The sequence below is a fragment of the Acidovorax sp. M2(2025) genome (genome assembly GCF_049330835.1).
In the GTDB taxonomy this organism is placed as follows: Bacteria; Pseudomonadota; Gammaproteobacteria; order Burkholderiales; family Burkholderiaceae_C; genus Acidovorax.
Genome location: NZ_CP186262.1, coordinates 2,020,893 through 2,034,752 on the forward strand (window position 1 = coordinate 2,020,893; position 13,860 = coordinate 2,034,752).

Genomic DNA, 13,860 nt, shown 5'->3' on the forward strand with positions numbered 1-13,860 from the left:
GCGCCCCACGCAGCGGCAGCGGCCTGGACGGCTGGGCGCACCGCGCCGAACCGAATCGAACGCAAACCGGGCGAGGCTAGCCGCGCGCGGGCCGGCGGGCATGCTCGCAATCCCTGCCCCACGGGCGCATGCCGGGCCGCGCTCTCCGTTGGCCGGTGTTGTTGTGTGCTATTTTGCTATTAAAAAGATAGCTTTTTGCGCTTTGTGGATAAGCGCTAGCGGGCATTTTTACTGAAATTCCCCGGCCCAGGCCCATGGCCACGCGCACCGGCTTGCTGCCCATGAATTCTTCTTCTATCCGCGGTCGTGGCCCGGGCGGCGGTCACATCGCCAGCGCCCGCACCAGCATCCGGCACCAGTCGCCGGCGTGCAGCTTGGGGCGGGTGTACAGGCTGGCGCCGCGCAGGGCGTCCACCTTGTCGAGGGTGCGCAGTCCGCCCTGCACGACCAGGCGCAGCTCCCAGCCCGCGCGGCCGGGCAGGCGGTGCACCAGCGGGGCGCCGCTCAGCATGGTCTGGCGGGCCCAGCGGGCGCAGTCCGCAATCAGCGCGGCGTTCTGCGGCGTGGACTGGAGCGCCAGCAGCTCGGCGGCGCGCGCGCCATGGGCTTCGCAGTCGGCTAGCGGCAGGTAGTAGCGGCCGCGCGGAATGTCCACGCTCAGGTCCTGCCAGAAATTGATGAGTTGCAGGGCGGTGCAGATGGCGTCGCTTTGCGCCAGCGACGCCGCATCCGACACCCCGTACAGGTGCAGCAGCAGCCGCCCGACAGGATTGGCGGAGCGGCGGCAGTAGTCGAGCAATTCCGCCCGGTCGGCGTAGCCGGCGCCGTCGCGGGTCTTTTCAACGTCCTGCGCAAAAGCGCTGAGCAGGTCCAGCAGCAGCGGCACGGGCAGCGGGTGGCTGCGCAGCACGGCCTGCAGCGGCCCGAACACGCCAGGCCAGCACGGGCCGGGCGGCTGGCCTTGCGCCACGGCGAGCAGTTCGCCCCGGTAGGCAGCCAGATCGGCCAGGCGCTCGGCGGCAGGGGCTGTGCCCTCGTCGGCCAGGTCGTCGGCCGTGCGCGCAAAGGCGTAGAGGGCGGCGATCGGCTGGCGCAGGTGGGGCGGGCACAGGACCGAAGCCACCGGGAAGTTCTCGTAGTGCGTGACCGGGGCCGCCACGGTCGGGGCAGCAGCAGTGTCGGGGGAGTCGCCCGGCGCGGGCGCGCCAGCGCTCGTCGAGGCGGGGGGCGGGGAAGGTGTTGGGGAAGCTGGGCGCGGGTTCACCCCGGCATTGTGCTTGACAAGCTGGGGGGGCTTCTCATAGATTACTAACCAGTCAGTCATTAATTGGTTTGAGGCGCGTCAGGCGGCGTGGTGCAGCACCCGGGGCAAGGTGCTCCCGCCGGGGCGGGCCGGTGCCAGCCCGGCTTGCGGGGGTGTGCGGGCCCGCGTCTTGCGTGGCATGCACGGCATGCCCGTCCTGCCTGTCATGCCTGTGGCGGCTTAACCGTTGTTTTCCTGCGTTCCTGTTTCACTCACCGGATATTTCCATGCGTACACCCTCCGCCCTGCGGCCCGTGCAACCTGCGTCCAGGTTGTCCCGGCCTTTGCTGCTGCTGACCGCCGTGCTGGCGCTGGCCGCCTGCTCGCGTCCCGCGCCGCCCGAAGAGCCGGTGCGCTCCGTCAAGCTGCTGACGGTGGGGGTGGGGTCGCTGCAATCCAGCCTGGAGTATTCGGCCGAGGTGCGCGCCCGGGTGGAATCGCGCCTGGGCTTCCGGGTGGCGGGCAAGATCGTGCAGCGCCAGGCCGAGCTGGGCCAGCGCGTCAAGGCGGGCCAGGTGCTGGCCCAGCTGGACCCGCGCGACTACCAGCTGGCGGCCGATGCCGCGCGCGCCCAGGTGGCCTCTGCCACCACGCAGCGCGACCTGGCGGCCGCCGACCTCAAGCGCTACCAGGCGCTCAAGGACCAGAACTTCATCAGCGGCGCCGAGCTGGAGCGCCGCGAGGCCTCGCTCAAGGCCGCGCAGGCCACGCTGGACCAGGCCCGCGCCCAGCTGTCCTCGCAGGGCAACCAGGCGGCCTACACGACGCTGGTGGCCGATGTCTCGGGCGTGGTGACCGGCATCGATGCCGAGCCCGGCCAGGTGGTGGCGGCCGGCACGCCGGTGGTGCGCATTGCGCAGGACGGGCCGCGCGACGTGGTGTTTGCGGTGCCGGAGGACAAGGTGGCGCAGATTGCGGTGGGCTCGGACGTGGCGGTGCGCGGCTGGTCGGGCGGCGCGCCGATCACCGGCACGGTGCGTGAAGTGGCAGCCAGCGCGGATGCGGCCACGCGCACTTTCCAGGTCAAGGTGGCCATCGAGGGCAGCCAGCTGCCGCCGCTGGGCGCCACGGTGTATGCCACGCCCAAGGCGCTGAGCCACGCCGGCCAGCAGGCCATCAAGCTGCCCACCAGCGCCCTGCGCCAGGAGGGGCAGGCCACGGCCGTGTGGGTGTACGACCCGGCCAGCAGCACCGTGAAGTCGCAGCCCGTGCAGATCGCCACGGCCGACGGCAACGAGGCCGTGGTGGCGGGCGGTCTCACCCCGGGCATGCAGGTGGTGGCCACCGGCGTCCACGTGCTCTCGCCCGGGCAGAAGGTCACGGTATATCAGCCAAAAACGGCCCCAGCGCCCGCCAGTCCTGCGCAAGCAGCTACGAATAATGTAGCGGCCACCCCGGCCTCCGCTGCCAACTGAAGGCCGTTGCCATGACGCAGATCCAACCCAAAGAGGGGTTCAACCTCTCCAAGTGGGCGCTCGACCACCCGGCGCTGACCCGCTACCTCATGGTGGTGCTGATGCTGCTGGGCTTTGCGGCCTATTTCCAGCTCGGGCAGGACGAAGACCCTCCCTTCACCTTCCGCGCCATGGTGGTGCGCACCTACTGGCCCGGCGCCACCGCGCAGCAGGTGGCCGAGCAGGTCACCGACAAGATCGAGCGCACGCTGCAGGAGGTGCCCTATGCGGACAAGATCCGCAGCTACTCCAAGCCGGGCGAGTCGCAGATCATCTTCCAGATCAAGGACTCCTCCCGCCCCGGCGAGGTGGCCAACGTCTGGTACAGCGTGCGCAAGAAGGTGGGCGACATGCGCTACACCTTGCCGCAGGGCATCCAGGGGCCGTTCTTCAACGACGACTTTGGCGACGTGTACGGCGTGATCTACGCGCTGGAGTCCGAAGGCTTCAGCTACGCCGAGCTCAAGACATTTGCCGACGACGTGCGCCAGCAGCTGCTGCGGGTGCCCGACGTGGCCAAGGTCGAGCAGTTCGGCGTGCAGGACGAGAAGCTGTTCATCGAGATCTCGCAAAAGCGCCTGGCGCAGCTGGGCCTGGACATGAACCAGGTGCTGGCGCAGCTGGGCCAGCAGAACGCCGTGGAAAGCGCAGGCGCCATCCAGACGCCGCAAGACCAGGTGCAGGTGCGGGTGCAAGGCCAGTTCAATGCCATCGAAGACCTGCGGGCAATGCCGATCCGCGGCCCCTCGGGCGCGCAGCTGCGCCTCTCCGACATTGCCGACATCACCCGCGGCTACGTGGACCCGGCCAGCGTGAAGGTGCGCCACCAGGGGCGCGAGGTGATTGCGCTGGGCGTTTCCATGGCCAAGGGCGGCGACATCATTGCGCTGGGCAAGGCGCTGCACGCAGCCACTGAGCGCATCGGCGCCGCGCTGCCGGCGGGCGTGAAGCTGGTCAACGTACAGGACCAGCCCAAGGCCGTTGCCACCTCGGTGAACGAATTCGTCAAGGTGCTGATCGAGGCCGTGGTCATCGTGCTGGCCGTGAGCTTCATCAGCCTGGGCTTTCACAAGCGGCCGGGCAACCACCCGCTGTGGAAGCGCTGGTACATCGACCCCCGCCCCGGGCTGGTGGTGGGCATCACCATCCCCCTGGTGCTGGCCGTCACCTTCCTGGCCATGTGGTACTGGGGCATCGGGCTGCACAAGATCTCGCTGGGCTCGCTCATCATCGCCCTGGGCCTGCTGGTGGACGACGCCATCATTGCCGTGGAGATGATGGTGCTCAAGCTCGAAGAGGGCTACGACAAGGTGCGCGCCGCCACGTTCGCCTACGAGATCACGGCCATGCCCATGCTCACGGGCACGCTGATCACCGCGGCCGGCTTCCTGCCCATCGGCATCGCCAAGTCGACCACGGGCGAGTACACCTTCGCCATCTTCGCGGTGACGGTGATCGCGCTGGTGCTCAGCTGGATCGTCTCGGTCTACTTCGTGCCCTACCTGGGCACGCTGCTGCTGAAGGTACCGCCCCATGTGCTGGCTGCGCAGGCCACCAAGGGCGTCACGGACGACCCGCACGAGGTGTTCGACAGCCCGTTCTACCGCAGCTTCCGCCGGCTGGTGGACTGGTGCGTGCAGCACCGCTGGATCACCATCGGCGCCACGCTGCTGACCTTTGCGCTGGGCATCGTCGGCATGGGCAAGGTGCAGCAGCAGTTCTTCCCGGATTCGAGCCGGCCCGAAATCCTGGTGGACATCTGGTTCCCCGAGGGCACCTCGTTCGCCGGCAATGAGGAAGTCACCAAGCGCGTGGAGCAGCGCCTGCTGGCCGAGCCCGGCGTCACGGCCGTCAGCACCTGGGTGGGCTCGGGCGTGCCGCGCTTCTACCTGCCGCTGGACCAGGTGTTCCCGCAGACCAACGTGTCGCAGTTCATCGTGTTGCCGCAGGACCTGAAGCTGCGCGAGTCGCTGCGCGTCAAGCTGCCGGCGCTCTTGGCGCAGGAGTTTCCGGAAGTGCGCGGCCGCGTCAAGCTGCTGCCCAACGGGCCGCCGGTGCCGTACCCGGTGCAGTTCCGCGTGGTGGGCCCGGACCCGCTGGTGCTGCGCGAGCGCGCCGACGAGGTGAAGGCCGCCCTGCGCCAAAGTCCCGACATGCGGGGCGTGAACGACAACTGGAACGAGTCCGTGAAGGTGCTGCGCCTGGAAGTGGACCAGGCCAAGGCGCGGGCACTGGGCGTGACCAGCCAGTCCATCGCCCAGGCCTCCAAGACGATTCTGTCGGGCACGCAGGTGGGGCAGTACCGCGAGGGCGACAAGCTCATCGACATCGTGCTGCGCCAGCCGCTGGACGAGCGCAACGCCATCACCGACATCGCCAATGCCTACCTGCCCACGGCCTCGGGCCGGTCCATCCCGCTCACGCAGATCGCCAAGCCCACCTTCACCTGGGAGCCGGGCGTGATGTGGCGCGAAAACCGCGACTACGCCATCACCGTGCAGGGCGATGTGACCGAGGGGCTGCAGGGCGCCACCGTCACGGCCGCGCTGCTGCCCGGGCTGCGCCAGATCGAGACGCGCTGGGCGGCGGGGCAGGGCGGGTACCGCATCGAGGTGGCCGGCGCGGTGGAGGAAAGCTCCAAGGGCTCGGCCTCGATCGCGGCGGGCCTTCCCATCATGCTGTTCATCACCTTCACGCTGCTGATGCTGCAGCTGCACAGCTTCAGCCGTGCCCTGCTGGTCTTCCTGACCGGCCCGCTGGGCATGGCGGGCGTGGCGGCGGCGCTGCTGGTGCTCAACCGGCCGTTCGGCTTCGTGGCCCTGCTGGGGGTGATCGCGCTCATGGGCATGATCCAGCGCAACTCGGTGATCCTGATCGACCAGATCGAGAAGGACCGCCGGCGCGGCGTGCCCGCCTGGGACGCCATCGTGGAGTCCGCCGTGCGGCGCCTGCGCCCCATCGTGCTCACGGCAGCTGCGGCCGTGCTGGCCATGATCCCGCTGTCGCGCAGCGTGTTCTGGGGGCCCATGGCCGTGGCCATCATGGGCGGCCTGATCGTCGCCACGGTGCTGACCCTGCTGGCACTGCCGGCCATGTACGCCGCCTGGTTCCGCGTGAAGCGGCCGGCGCCGGACCTGGCGTAGGGGAGGGCATTGGTTCCCACCCTGCCCGCATCAGGGTAAAATAGAAGGTTGACCGATTTCATGCAGGCGGCAGCCCAGGTTGCCGCCTGTTTGTTTGTAGAACCGCGCGGGTGGCGAAATTGGTAGACGCACCAGGTTTAGGTCCTGACGCCAGCAATGGTGTGGGGGTTCGAGTCCCCCCCCGCGCACCACCCTGTGAGACTTTGCGGAACACGGCGCCGCTGCGCTGCAGCCAGCACGATCCACATTCATAAGAGGAATAGCCATGGCCGTTACTGTTGAAACCCTTGAGAAGCTCGAGCGCAAGATCACGCTGAGCCTGCCCGTCACCCTGATCCAGTCCGAAGTCGACTCGCGCCTCAAGCGCCTGGCCCGCACCGTGAAGATGGACGGCTTCCGTCCCGGCAAGGTGCCCATGAACGTGGTGGCCCAGCGCTACGGCTACTCGGTGCAGTACGAAGTGCTCAACGACAAGGTCGGCGAAGCCTTTGCCCAGGCTGCCAACGAAGCCAATCTGCGCGTGGCCGGCCAGCCCCGCATCACCGAAAAGGAAGGCGCTCCCGAAGGCCAGGTCACGTTCGACGCGGTCTTTGAAGTGTTCCCCGAAGTCAAGATCGGCGACCTGACGGGCGCCGAGATCGAGAAGCTGTCGGCCGAAGTGACCGACGCTGCCATCGACCGCACGGTGGACATCCTGCGCAAGCAGCGCCGCAGCTTCGCCCAGCGCGGGCTGGACGCCGCCGCACAGGACGGCGACCGCGTGACCGTGGACTTCGAAGGCAAGATCGACGGCGAGCCCTTTGACGGCGGCAAGGCCGAAGACTTCCAGTTCCTGGTCGGCGAAGGCCAGATGCTTAAGGAATTCGAAGACGCCGTGCGCGGCATGAAGTCCGGCGAAAGCAAGACGTTCCCGCTGGCGTTCCCTGCCGAATACCACGGCAAGGACGTGGCTGGCAAGACGGCCGACTTCCTGGTGACCGTGAAGAAGATCGAAGCCGCCCACCTGCCCGAAGTGAACGAGCAGCTGGCCAAGTCGCTGGGCATTGCCGACGGCACCGTCGAAGGCCTGCGCGCCGACATCAAGAAGAACCTGGAGCGCGAAGTCAAGTTCCGCCTGCTGGCACGCAACAAGCAGGCCGTGATGGACGCCCTGGTGGCCAAGGCCGAACTGGACCTGCCCAACGCCAGCGTGCAAGCCGAGATCGCCCGCCTGCGCGACGGCGCCCGTGCCGAGCTGAAGCAGCGCGGCATCAAGGACGCTGACAAGGCCGACATCCCCGAGGACGTGTTCCGTCCCCAGGCTGAGCGCCGCGTGCGCCTGGGCCTGGTGCTGGCCGAGCTGGTGCGCGCCAACGAACTGCAGGCCAAGCCCGAGCAGCTCAAGGCCCACATCGACGAGCTGGCTGCCAGCTACGAGAAGCCTGAAGACGTGGTGCGCTGGTACTTCAGCGACCGCCAGCGCCTGGCCGAGGTCGAGGCCGTGGTGATTGAAAACAACGTGACCGATTTCGTGCTGTCCAAGGCCAAGGTCGTGGAAAAGGCCGTCTCGTTTGACGACCTGATGGCCCAGCAGGGCTGATCGGCGTCCAGCCATCCCGCTGGCGGCCCGTCTTGAACGGCGCAGCGGGATGTCGCAGACTTACATTGGGGGCTTGTGCTTTCGCGCGCAAGCCCCAAGTCATTTCTGGGTACAGTATCCGCTTGTCAGGAGAGAAACATGAGCGCATTGGAAACACAGGGCCTGGGCATGATCCCCATGGTCATCGAGCAGTCCGGCCGCGGCGAGCGGTCTTACGACATTTATTCGCGCCTGCTCAAGGAGCGCGTGATTTTCCTCGTGGGTCCCGTGAACGACCAGACGGCCAACCTCGTGGTGGCGCAGCTGTTGTTCCTGGAGAGCGAGAACCCCGACAAGGACATTTCGTTCTATATCAATTCCCCGGGCGGCTCGGTGAGCGCCGGCATGGCGATCTTTGACACCATGAACTTCATCAAGCCGGACGTCTCCACCCTCTGCACGGGCATGGCGGCCAGCATGGGCGCCTTCCTGCTGGCGGCCGGCGCCAAGGGCAAGCGTTTTGCGCTGCCCAACTCCAAGGTCATGATCCACCAGCCGCTGGGCGGCATGCAGGGCCAGGCGACGGAGATCGAGATCCACGCCCGCGAGATCCTCAAGACCCGCGAGCAGCTCAACAAGATCCTGGCCGAGCGCACGGGCCAGCCGCTGGAGAAGATCCAGCGCGACACCGAACGCGACTATTTCCTGTCGGCGGACGAGGCCAAGGACTATGGCCTGGTGGACCAGGTGATCACCCAGCGCTCCTGAGCGACGCGGATCGCGCAGCGGCGTTTTCCCTGGGGGAAAGCGCCGTTTTTTATTTGGTTATCATCCCGACAACTTTCCGTAACAGCAAGGCATTGCCCCCATGGCCGAGAAAAAAGGCTCTTCCAGCGAAAAAACCCTTTACTGCTCTTTCTGCGGCAAAAGCCAGCATGAAGTGAAGAAGCTGATCGCCGGTCCGTCGGTCTTTATCTGCGACGAGTGCATTGACCTGTGCAACGAGATCATCCGTGACGAGCTGCCCGCGGGCGACGTGGGCCGCGAGGCCCGCAGCGACCTGCCCACGCCGGCGGAGATCAAGACCAACCTCGACAACTACGTGATCGGCCAGGACGTGGCCAAGCGTACGCTCGCCGTGGCGGTGTACAACCATTACAAGCGCCTGCGCCACAAGGACAAGGCGAGCAAGGACGATGTCGAGTTGTCCAAGAGCAACATCCTGCTGATCGGCCCCACGGGGTCAGGCAAGACGCTGCTCGCCCAGACCCTGGCGCGCATGCTCGATGTGCCGTTCGTGATGGCGGATGCCACCACCCTGACGGAAGCCGGCTATGTCGGCGAAGACGTGGAAAACATCGTCCAGAAGCTGCTGCAAAGCTGCAACTACGATGTGGAGCGCGCCCAGCGCGGCATCGTGTACATCGACGAAATCGACAAGATCTCGCGCAAGTCCGACAACCCCAGCATCACGCGCGACGTGTCGGGCGAGGGCGTGCAGCAGGCGCTGCTCAAGCTGATCGAAGGCACCATGGCCAGCGTGCCGCCGCAGGGCGGGCGCAAGCACCCGAACCAGGATTTCCTGCAGATCGACACGACCAACATCCTGTTCATCTGCGGCGGTGCGTTCGCCGGTCTGGAGAAGGTGATCGAGAACCGCACCGAGGCCTCGGGCATCGGCTTCGGCGCGTCGGTCAAGAGCAAGAAGCAGCGCTCGCTCACCGAGGTGTTTTCCGAGATCGAGCCGGAGGACCTGATCAAGTTCGGCCTGATTCCCGAGCTGGTCGGGCGCATGCCCGTGGTGACGGCGCTGGCCGAGCTCAGCGAGGACGCGCTGGTCCAGATCCTGACGGAGCCCAAGAACGCGCTGGTCAAGCAGTACAGCAAGCTGCTGGCGATGGAGGGCGTGGACCTGGAAATCCGCCCGGCGGCGCTCAAGGCCATCGCGCGCAAGGCCCTGGCCCGCAAGACGGGTGCCCGCGGCCTGCGCTCGATCCTGGAACAGGCGCTGATCGGCACCATGTTCGATCTGCCCAACGCCACGAATGTCGAGAAGGTCGTGGTGGACGAATCCACCATCGAAGAAACCAAGCCCCCGCTGCTCGTGTACCGCGAGGCCGCCAAGAAGGCGTGAAAGCGATGACGCTACCCCGGAGCTGCCTGGCGCCGTTCCTCCGCAAGGAGGTGGCGCCGGCACGGCGGGGCGGCGCTTGCGCGGCAGCCGCCGGCCTGGGCCGTGCGGGCCCTCCGCGTTTTGGATGACGCTTCGCGTCCTGGGCTTCTGAGATGTGTCAACGGTGCACGCGACGACTGCATGCACCGCACCGCGCAGCCGTCTGTGCAGCCTTTCAACCCTTTTTGCGGTGCGGCCGGAAGAAGGGGTTGAAAATCCCTGCAAGATGGACCATCTGCCACAGAGTTAACTGAGGATTCCCATGTCCGGACATACCCCGCTCCCCGCCACCCCTGTTGAACTGCCGCTTCTGCCCCTGCGCGACGTGGTGGTGTTTCCCCACATGGTCATCCCGCTGTTCGTGGGGCGCCCCAAGAGCATCAAGGCGCTGGAACTGGCCATGGAGGCCGACCGCCGCATCATGCTGGTGGCGCAGAAGGCCGCCGCCAAGGACGAGCCGTCGGTGTCCGACATGTTCGACGTCGGCTGCATGTCCACCATCCTGCAGATGCTCAAGCTGCCCGATGGCACCGTCAAGGTGCTGGTCGAAGGCCAGCAGCGCGCCGTGGTGACTGCCATCCAGGATTCGGAAACGCATTTCGCCGCCACGGTCACCCCCGTGGAGGTGCACCCCGAGGCCAACAAGCCCAGCGAAATCGAGGCGCTGCGCCGTGCGGTGATGCAGCAGTTTGACCAGTACGTCAAGCTCAACAAGAAGATCCCGCCCGAGATCCTCACGTCCATCTCCAGCATCGACGATCCGGGCCGCCTGGCGGACACCATCGCGGCGCACCTCCCGCTCAAGCTGGAAAACAAGCAGGTGGTGCTGGACCTCTCGGACGTGAAGGCGCGCCTGGAAAACCTCTTCGAGCAGCTGGACCGCGAGGTGGACATCCTCAACGTCGACAAGAAGATTCGCGGCCGCGTGAAGCGCCAGATGGAGAAGAACCAGCGGGACTTCTACCTCAACGAGCAGGTCAAGGCCATCCAGAAGGAACTGGGCGAGGGCGACGAAGGCGCGGACATCGAGGAGATCGAGAAGAAGATCAAGGCCGCCAAGATGCCGGCCGAAGCCCGCAAGAAGGCCGACGCGGAGCTCAAGAAGCTCAAGCTCATGTCGCCCATGTCGGCCGAGGCCACGGTGGTGCGCAACTACATCGACGTGCTCACGGGCCTGCCCTGGAGCAAGAAGACCAAGATCAAGCACGACCTGGTCAACGCAGAGGGCGTGCTGAACGAAGACCACTTCGGCCTCGACAAGGTCAAGGACCGCATTCTTGAGTACCTCGCGGTGCAGCAGCGCGTGGACAAGGTGAAGGCGCCCATCCTGTGCCTGGTGGGCCCACCGGGGGTGGGCAAGACCTCGCTCGGGCAGTCGATTGCCAAGGCCACGGGGCGCAAGTACGTGCGCATGGCGCTGGGCGGCATGCGCGACGAGGCCGAGATCCGCGGCCACCGCCGCACCTACATTGGCGCGCTGCCGGGCAAGGTGCTGCAGAGCCTGGCCAAGGTCGGCACGCGCAACCCGCTGTTCCTGCTCGACGAGATCGACAAGCTGGGTACCGACTTCCGGGGCGACCCTTCGAGCGCGCTGCTGGAGGTGCTGGACCCGGAGCAGAACCACACGTTCGGGGACCACTATGTGGAGGTGGACTTCGACCTGAGCGACGTGATGTTCGTGGCCACGTCCAACTCGATGAACATTCCGCCGGCGCTGCTGGACCGCATGGAGGTCATCCGCCTTTCGGGCTACACCGAGGACGAGAAGACCAGCATCGCCATGAAGTACCTGCTGCCCAAGCAGCTCAAGAACAATGGCGTGAAGGACGAAGAGCTGGAAGTGACCGAGGCGGCGGTGCGCGACATGGTGCGCTACTACACCCGCGAGGCCGGCGTGCGCTCCCTGGAGCGCGAGCTGTCCAAGATCTGCCGCAAGGTGGTCAAGGGCCTGCAGCTCAAGAAGCTGGAGCCCAAGGTGGTGGTGACGGCCGACAACCTGCCCGACTTCCTGGGCGTGCGCAAGTACACCTACGGCCGGGCCGAGACGCAGAACCAGGTGGGCCAGGTGGTGGGCTTGGCGTGGACCGAAGTGGGGGGCGACCTGCTCACCATCGAAGCCGCCGTCATGCCCGGCAAGGGCGTGATCACCCGCACCGGTTCGCTGGGCGACGTGATGAAGGAGTCCGTGGAGGCCGCTCGCACGGTGGTGCGCAGCCGCTCGCGCATCCTCGGCATCAAGGACGAGGTGTTCGAGAAGCGGGACATCCACATCCACGTGCCCGATGGTGCAACGCCCAAGGACGGCCCGAGCGCCGGCGCTGCCATGACGACCGCGTTTGTGTCGGCGTTGACGGGTATCCCTGTGCGCTCCGACGTGGCCATGACGGGCGAGATCACGCTGCGTGGCGAGGTGACGGCCATCGGCGGGCTCAAGGAAAAGCTCCTGGCAGCATTGCGCGGCGGCATCAAGACGGTGCTGATCCCGGAAGAGAACGTCAAGGACCTGGCCGAGATCCCGGACAACGTGAAGAGCGGCCTGGAAATCGTGCCGGTGCGCTGGATCGACAAGGTGCTGGAAGTGGCCCTGGCTAGCAAGCCCGTGCCCCTGTCCGACGAGGAAGCTGCGGAAGTGGCGGCCCCTGTGTCGGACAAGGTGGCGGTGCCAGCGGTGTCTTCGGACGGGCTGAAGCACTGATGGGTTAAAAATTTTTTGGAAGGGCCAAAAAATGCGCTACAATTCATTCCATCGCAGCAAACGTTGTACAATGTGAGGCTTCGGTAAATTGCGGGAATAGCTCAGTTGGTAGAGCGCAACCTTGCCAAGGTTGAGGTCGAGAGTTCGAGACTCTTTTCCCGCTCCAATTTCCACAAAAGGGAAGCAGTAGCTTCCCTTTTTTGTCAAAGGAATGCGAATTCCTGGCGCGGTAGCAAAGCGGTTATGCCCCGGATTGCAAATCCGGTTAGTCCGGTTCGACTCCGGACCGCGCCTCCAGATACGGTCTGCGCCGTGCCTGCCCTGCGGTAATCAAGTTGCAGGGGTCGGAAAGAGCAGGTCGGTGGTGTTGGGTAATTTTTGGCGAATCTGTTGAGATGATGCTAAAAATTGCGCTATAATTTGAGTCTTGCTGATGAGTGCTGAAAGGCACTGGTTGAGCAGGAAATGCGGGAATAGCTCAGTTGGTAGAGCGCAACCTTGCCAAGGTTGAGGTCGAGAGTTCGAGACTCTTTTCCCGCTCCAATATTCGCAAGGGAAGCTTCGGCTTCCCTTTTTTCTTGGTGGTCCGAAGCCGAGCGGGGCGCCCTGCTGCTTTCGGGCCAGAGATACGACAGGGCATTGCACGCGCAAGCTGCCCGGGTTACGCTGCAGCGCGGTTATGCGCTCTGCGGCTGGCGCCCCGATGGTGAAATTGGTAGACACTGCGGACTTAAAATCCGCCGCTTTCCTGAAAAGGGGCGTGCCGGTTCGACCCCGGCTCGGGGCACCACGAAGAGCCTGTGCAGCAGGCTCCAGGATTCAATCATGTCAAGTTACAACGCTCCCTTTGAAATACATGTCCACGGGCAGGTGCCGCTGCGTGCCGATGCGAGCTTCGAGCAGCTGCAGGAGGCACTCAAGCCGCTGTGGAAATATGCGGGCGCACGGTCCTTGGCGGACGGCGCCGCCAGCGCCTATGAGGAAGAGCCGGGTATCCGCTTCGACGCGCAGGAGCACTTGCTGCAGATGTGCTGGACGGTGCGGGGCGATGAGGACTTTCGCCAATCGCTGGACGAAATGTGCATGAGCCTCAATGAGCTGGCCGAACAGGGCGCCGCGATCGAGGTCACCTTCTACGACACCGATTTCGACGAGGAAGAGGAAGACGAGGGGGCCGAGTCGCGCGACGATTTCGTGATGCTGTTCGTCGGCCCGACGCCCGCGGCCATCATGCAGGTGCAGCGCGATCTGCTGGTGCAGGACGTGGTGAACATGATGGAGCGCCACTTCGACGGCGCCGAGCTGGGCGGGGTGGTCGCGGAAATCGACAAACTGTTCAGCCAGCGCTTCGACGCCCTGGTCAATTCGCTGGAAATCGGCAAGCCGCCCCGCGGGCCGGGCGGCCCCACGGGCGGGCATGGCGGCAGCAGCGGCGGACGCCGGCCCCGCCATCTGCACTGACACGGCCGTCCGGAGGGGGCTGCGCAGCAGGACGGCTGGCGCGCGCGCCGCAGCCGGCGCTGCGGGCTCTCTG

Annotated in this window: 8 protein-coding genes and 5 tRNA genes; 12 read left to right on the forward strand and 1 reads right to left on the reverse strand. The window is 66.0% G+C overall.

All coding sequences use genetic code 11. From position 1 onward, the window contains the following. Positions 1-322: 322 nt before the first annotated feature. Complete coding sequence (gene hpnC / locus ACOYR3_RS09385; RefSeq protein ID WP_422846176.1) at positions 323-1,159, reverse strand: squalene synthase HpnC; 837 nt, start codon at positions 1,157-1,159, stop codon at positions 323-325. A 371-nt stretch (positions 1,160-1,530) separates the two neighbouring features. On the opposite strand from hpnC, the gene ACOYR3_RS09390 reads away from it, so the two are divergent. The 12 genes from ACOYR3_RS09390 (at position 1,531) to ACOYR3_RS09445 (ending at position 13,787) form a co-directional block, all read left to right on the forward strand. Further along, complete coding sequence (locus tag ACOYR3_RS09390; protein WP_422846177.1) at positions 1,531-2,718, forward strand: efflux RND transporter periplasmic adaptor subunit; 1,188 nt, start codon at positions 1,531-1,533, stop codon at positions 2,716-2,718. Positions 2,719-2,729: 11 nt separating this feature from the next. Then, positions 2,730-5,900 carry an efflux RND transporter permease subunit gene (locus ACOYR3_RS09395; RefSeq protein ID WP_422846178.1) on the forward strand — a complete coding sequence of 1,057 codons (3,171 nt, stop codon included), beginning with the start codon at positions 2,730-2,732 and terminating at the stop codon, positions 5,898-5,900. Between the two features lie 104 nt (positions 5,901-6,004). Further along, positions 6,005-6,091: transfer RNA gene (locus tag ACOYR3_RS09400), tRNA-Leu, on the forward strand. A gap of 74 nt (positions 6,092-6,165) precedes the next feature. Next, a complete protein-coding gene (tig, locus tag ACOYR3_RS09405) occupies positions 6,166-7,479 on the forward strand; it encodes a trigger factor (RefSeq protein WP_291484942.1) in 1,314 nt (437 codons plus the stop codon). Positions 7,480-7,617: 138 nt separating this feature from the next. Then, positions 7,618-8,226 carry an ATP-dependent Clp endopeptidase proteolytic subunit ClpP gene (gene clpP / locus ACOYR3_RS09410; RefSeq protein WP_422846179.1) on the forward strand — a complete coding sequence of 203 codons (609 nt, stop codon included), beginning with the start codon at positions 7,618-7,620 and terminating at the stop codon, positions 8,224-8,226. 100 nt (positions 8,227-8,326) lie between these two features. After that, positions 8,327-9,592 carry an ATP-dependent Clp protease ATP-binding subunit ClpX gene (gene clpX / locus ACOYR3_RS09415; protein WP_291484944.1) on the forward strand — a complete coding sequence of 422 codons (1,266 nt, stop codon included), beginning with the start codon at positions 8,327-8,329 and terminating at the stop codon, positions 9,590-9,592. A 301-nt stretch (positions 9,593-9,893) separates the two neighbouring features. Next, positions 9,894-12,326, forward strand: a complete 2,433-nt coding sequence (gene lon / locus ACOYR3_RS09420; protein WP_422846180.1) for an endopeptidase La — start codon at positions 9,894-9,896, stop codon at positions 12,324-12,326. 90 nt (positions 12,327-12,416) lie between these two features. After that, positions 12,417-12,492, forward strand: a tRNA-Gly gene (locus ACOYR3_RS09425). Between the two features lie 57 nt (positions 12,493-12,549). Further along, positions 12,550-12,623 (forward strand) — tRNA-Cys (locus ACOYR3_RS09430). Between the two features lie 170 nt (positions 12,624-12,793). Beyond that, positions 12,794-12,869 (forward strand) — tRNA-Gly (locus ACOYR3_RS09435). A 154-nt stretch (positions 12,870-13,023) separates the two neighbouring features. Further along, positions 13,024-13,116, forward strand: a tRNA-Leu gene (locus tag ACOYR3_RS09440). A 35-nt stretch (positions 13,117-13,151) separates the two neighbouring features. Further along, entirely contained in the window at positions 13,152-13,787 is a 636-nt protein-coding gene (locus ACOYR3_RS09445) for a DUF6806 family protein (protein WP_422846181.1), read from the forward strand. The last annotated feature ends 73 nt before the right edge of the window (positions 13,788-13,860 follow it).

Bases quoted from the DNA above. Each gene is read 5' to 3' on its own strand.
- clpX (WP_291484944.1), top strand. From the start codon at position 8,327: ATGGCCGAGAAAAAAGGCTCTTCCAGCGAAAAAACCCTTTACTGCTCT.
- tig (WP_291484942.1), top strand. From the start codon at position 6,166: ATGGCCGTTACTGTTGAAACCCTTGAGAAGCTCGAGCGCAAGATCACG.
- clpP (WP_422846179.1), top strand. From the start codon at position 7,618: ATGAGCGCATTGGAAACACAGGGCCTGGGCATGATCCCCATGGTCATC.
- ACOYR3_RS09395 (WP_422846178.1), top strand. From the start codon at position 2,730: ATGACGCAGATCCAACCCAAAGAGGGGTTCAACCTCTCCAAGTGGGCG.
- lon (WP_422846180.1), top strand. From the start codon at position 9,894: ATGTCCGGACATACCCCGCTCCCCGCCACCCCTGTTGAACTGCCGCTT.
- ACOYR3_RS09390 (WP_422846177.1), top strand. From the start codon at position 1,531: ATGCGTACACCCTCCGCCCTGCGGCCCGTGCAACCTGCGTCCAGGTTG.
- ACOYR3_RS09445 (WP_422846181.1), top strand. From the start codon at position 13,152: ATGTCAAGTTACAACGCTCCCTTTGAAATACATGTCCACGGGCAGGTG.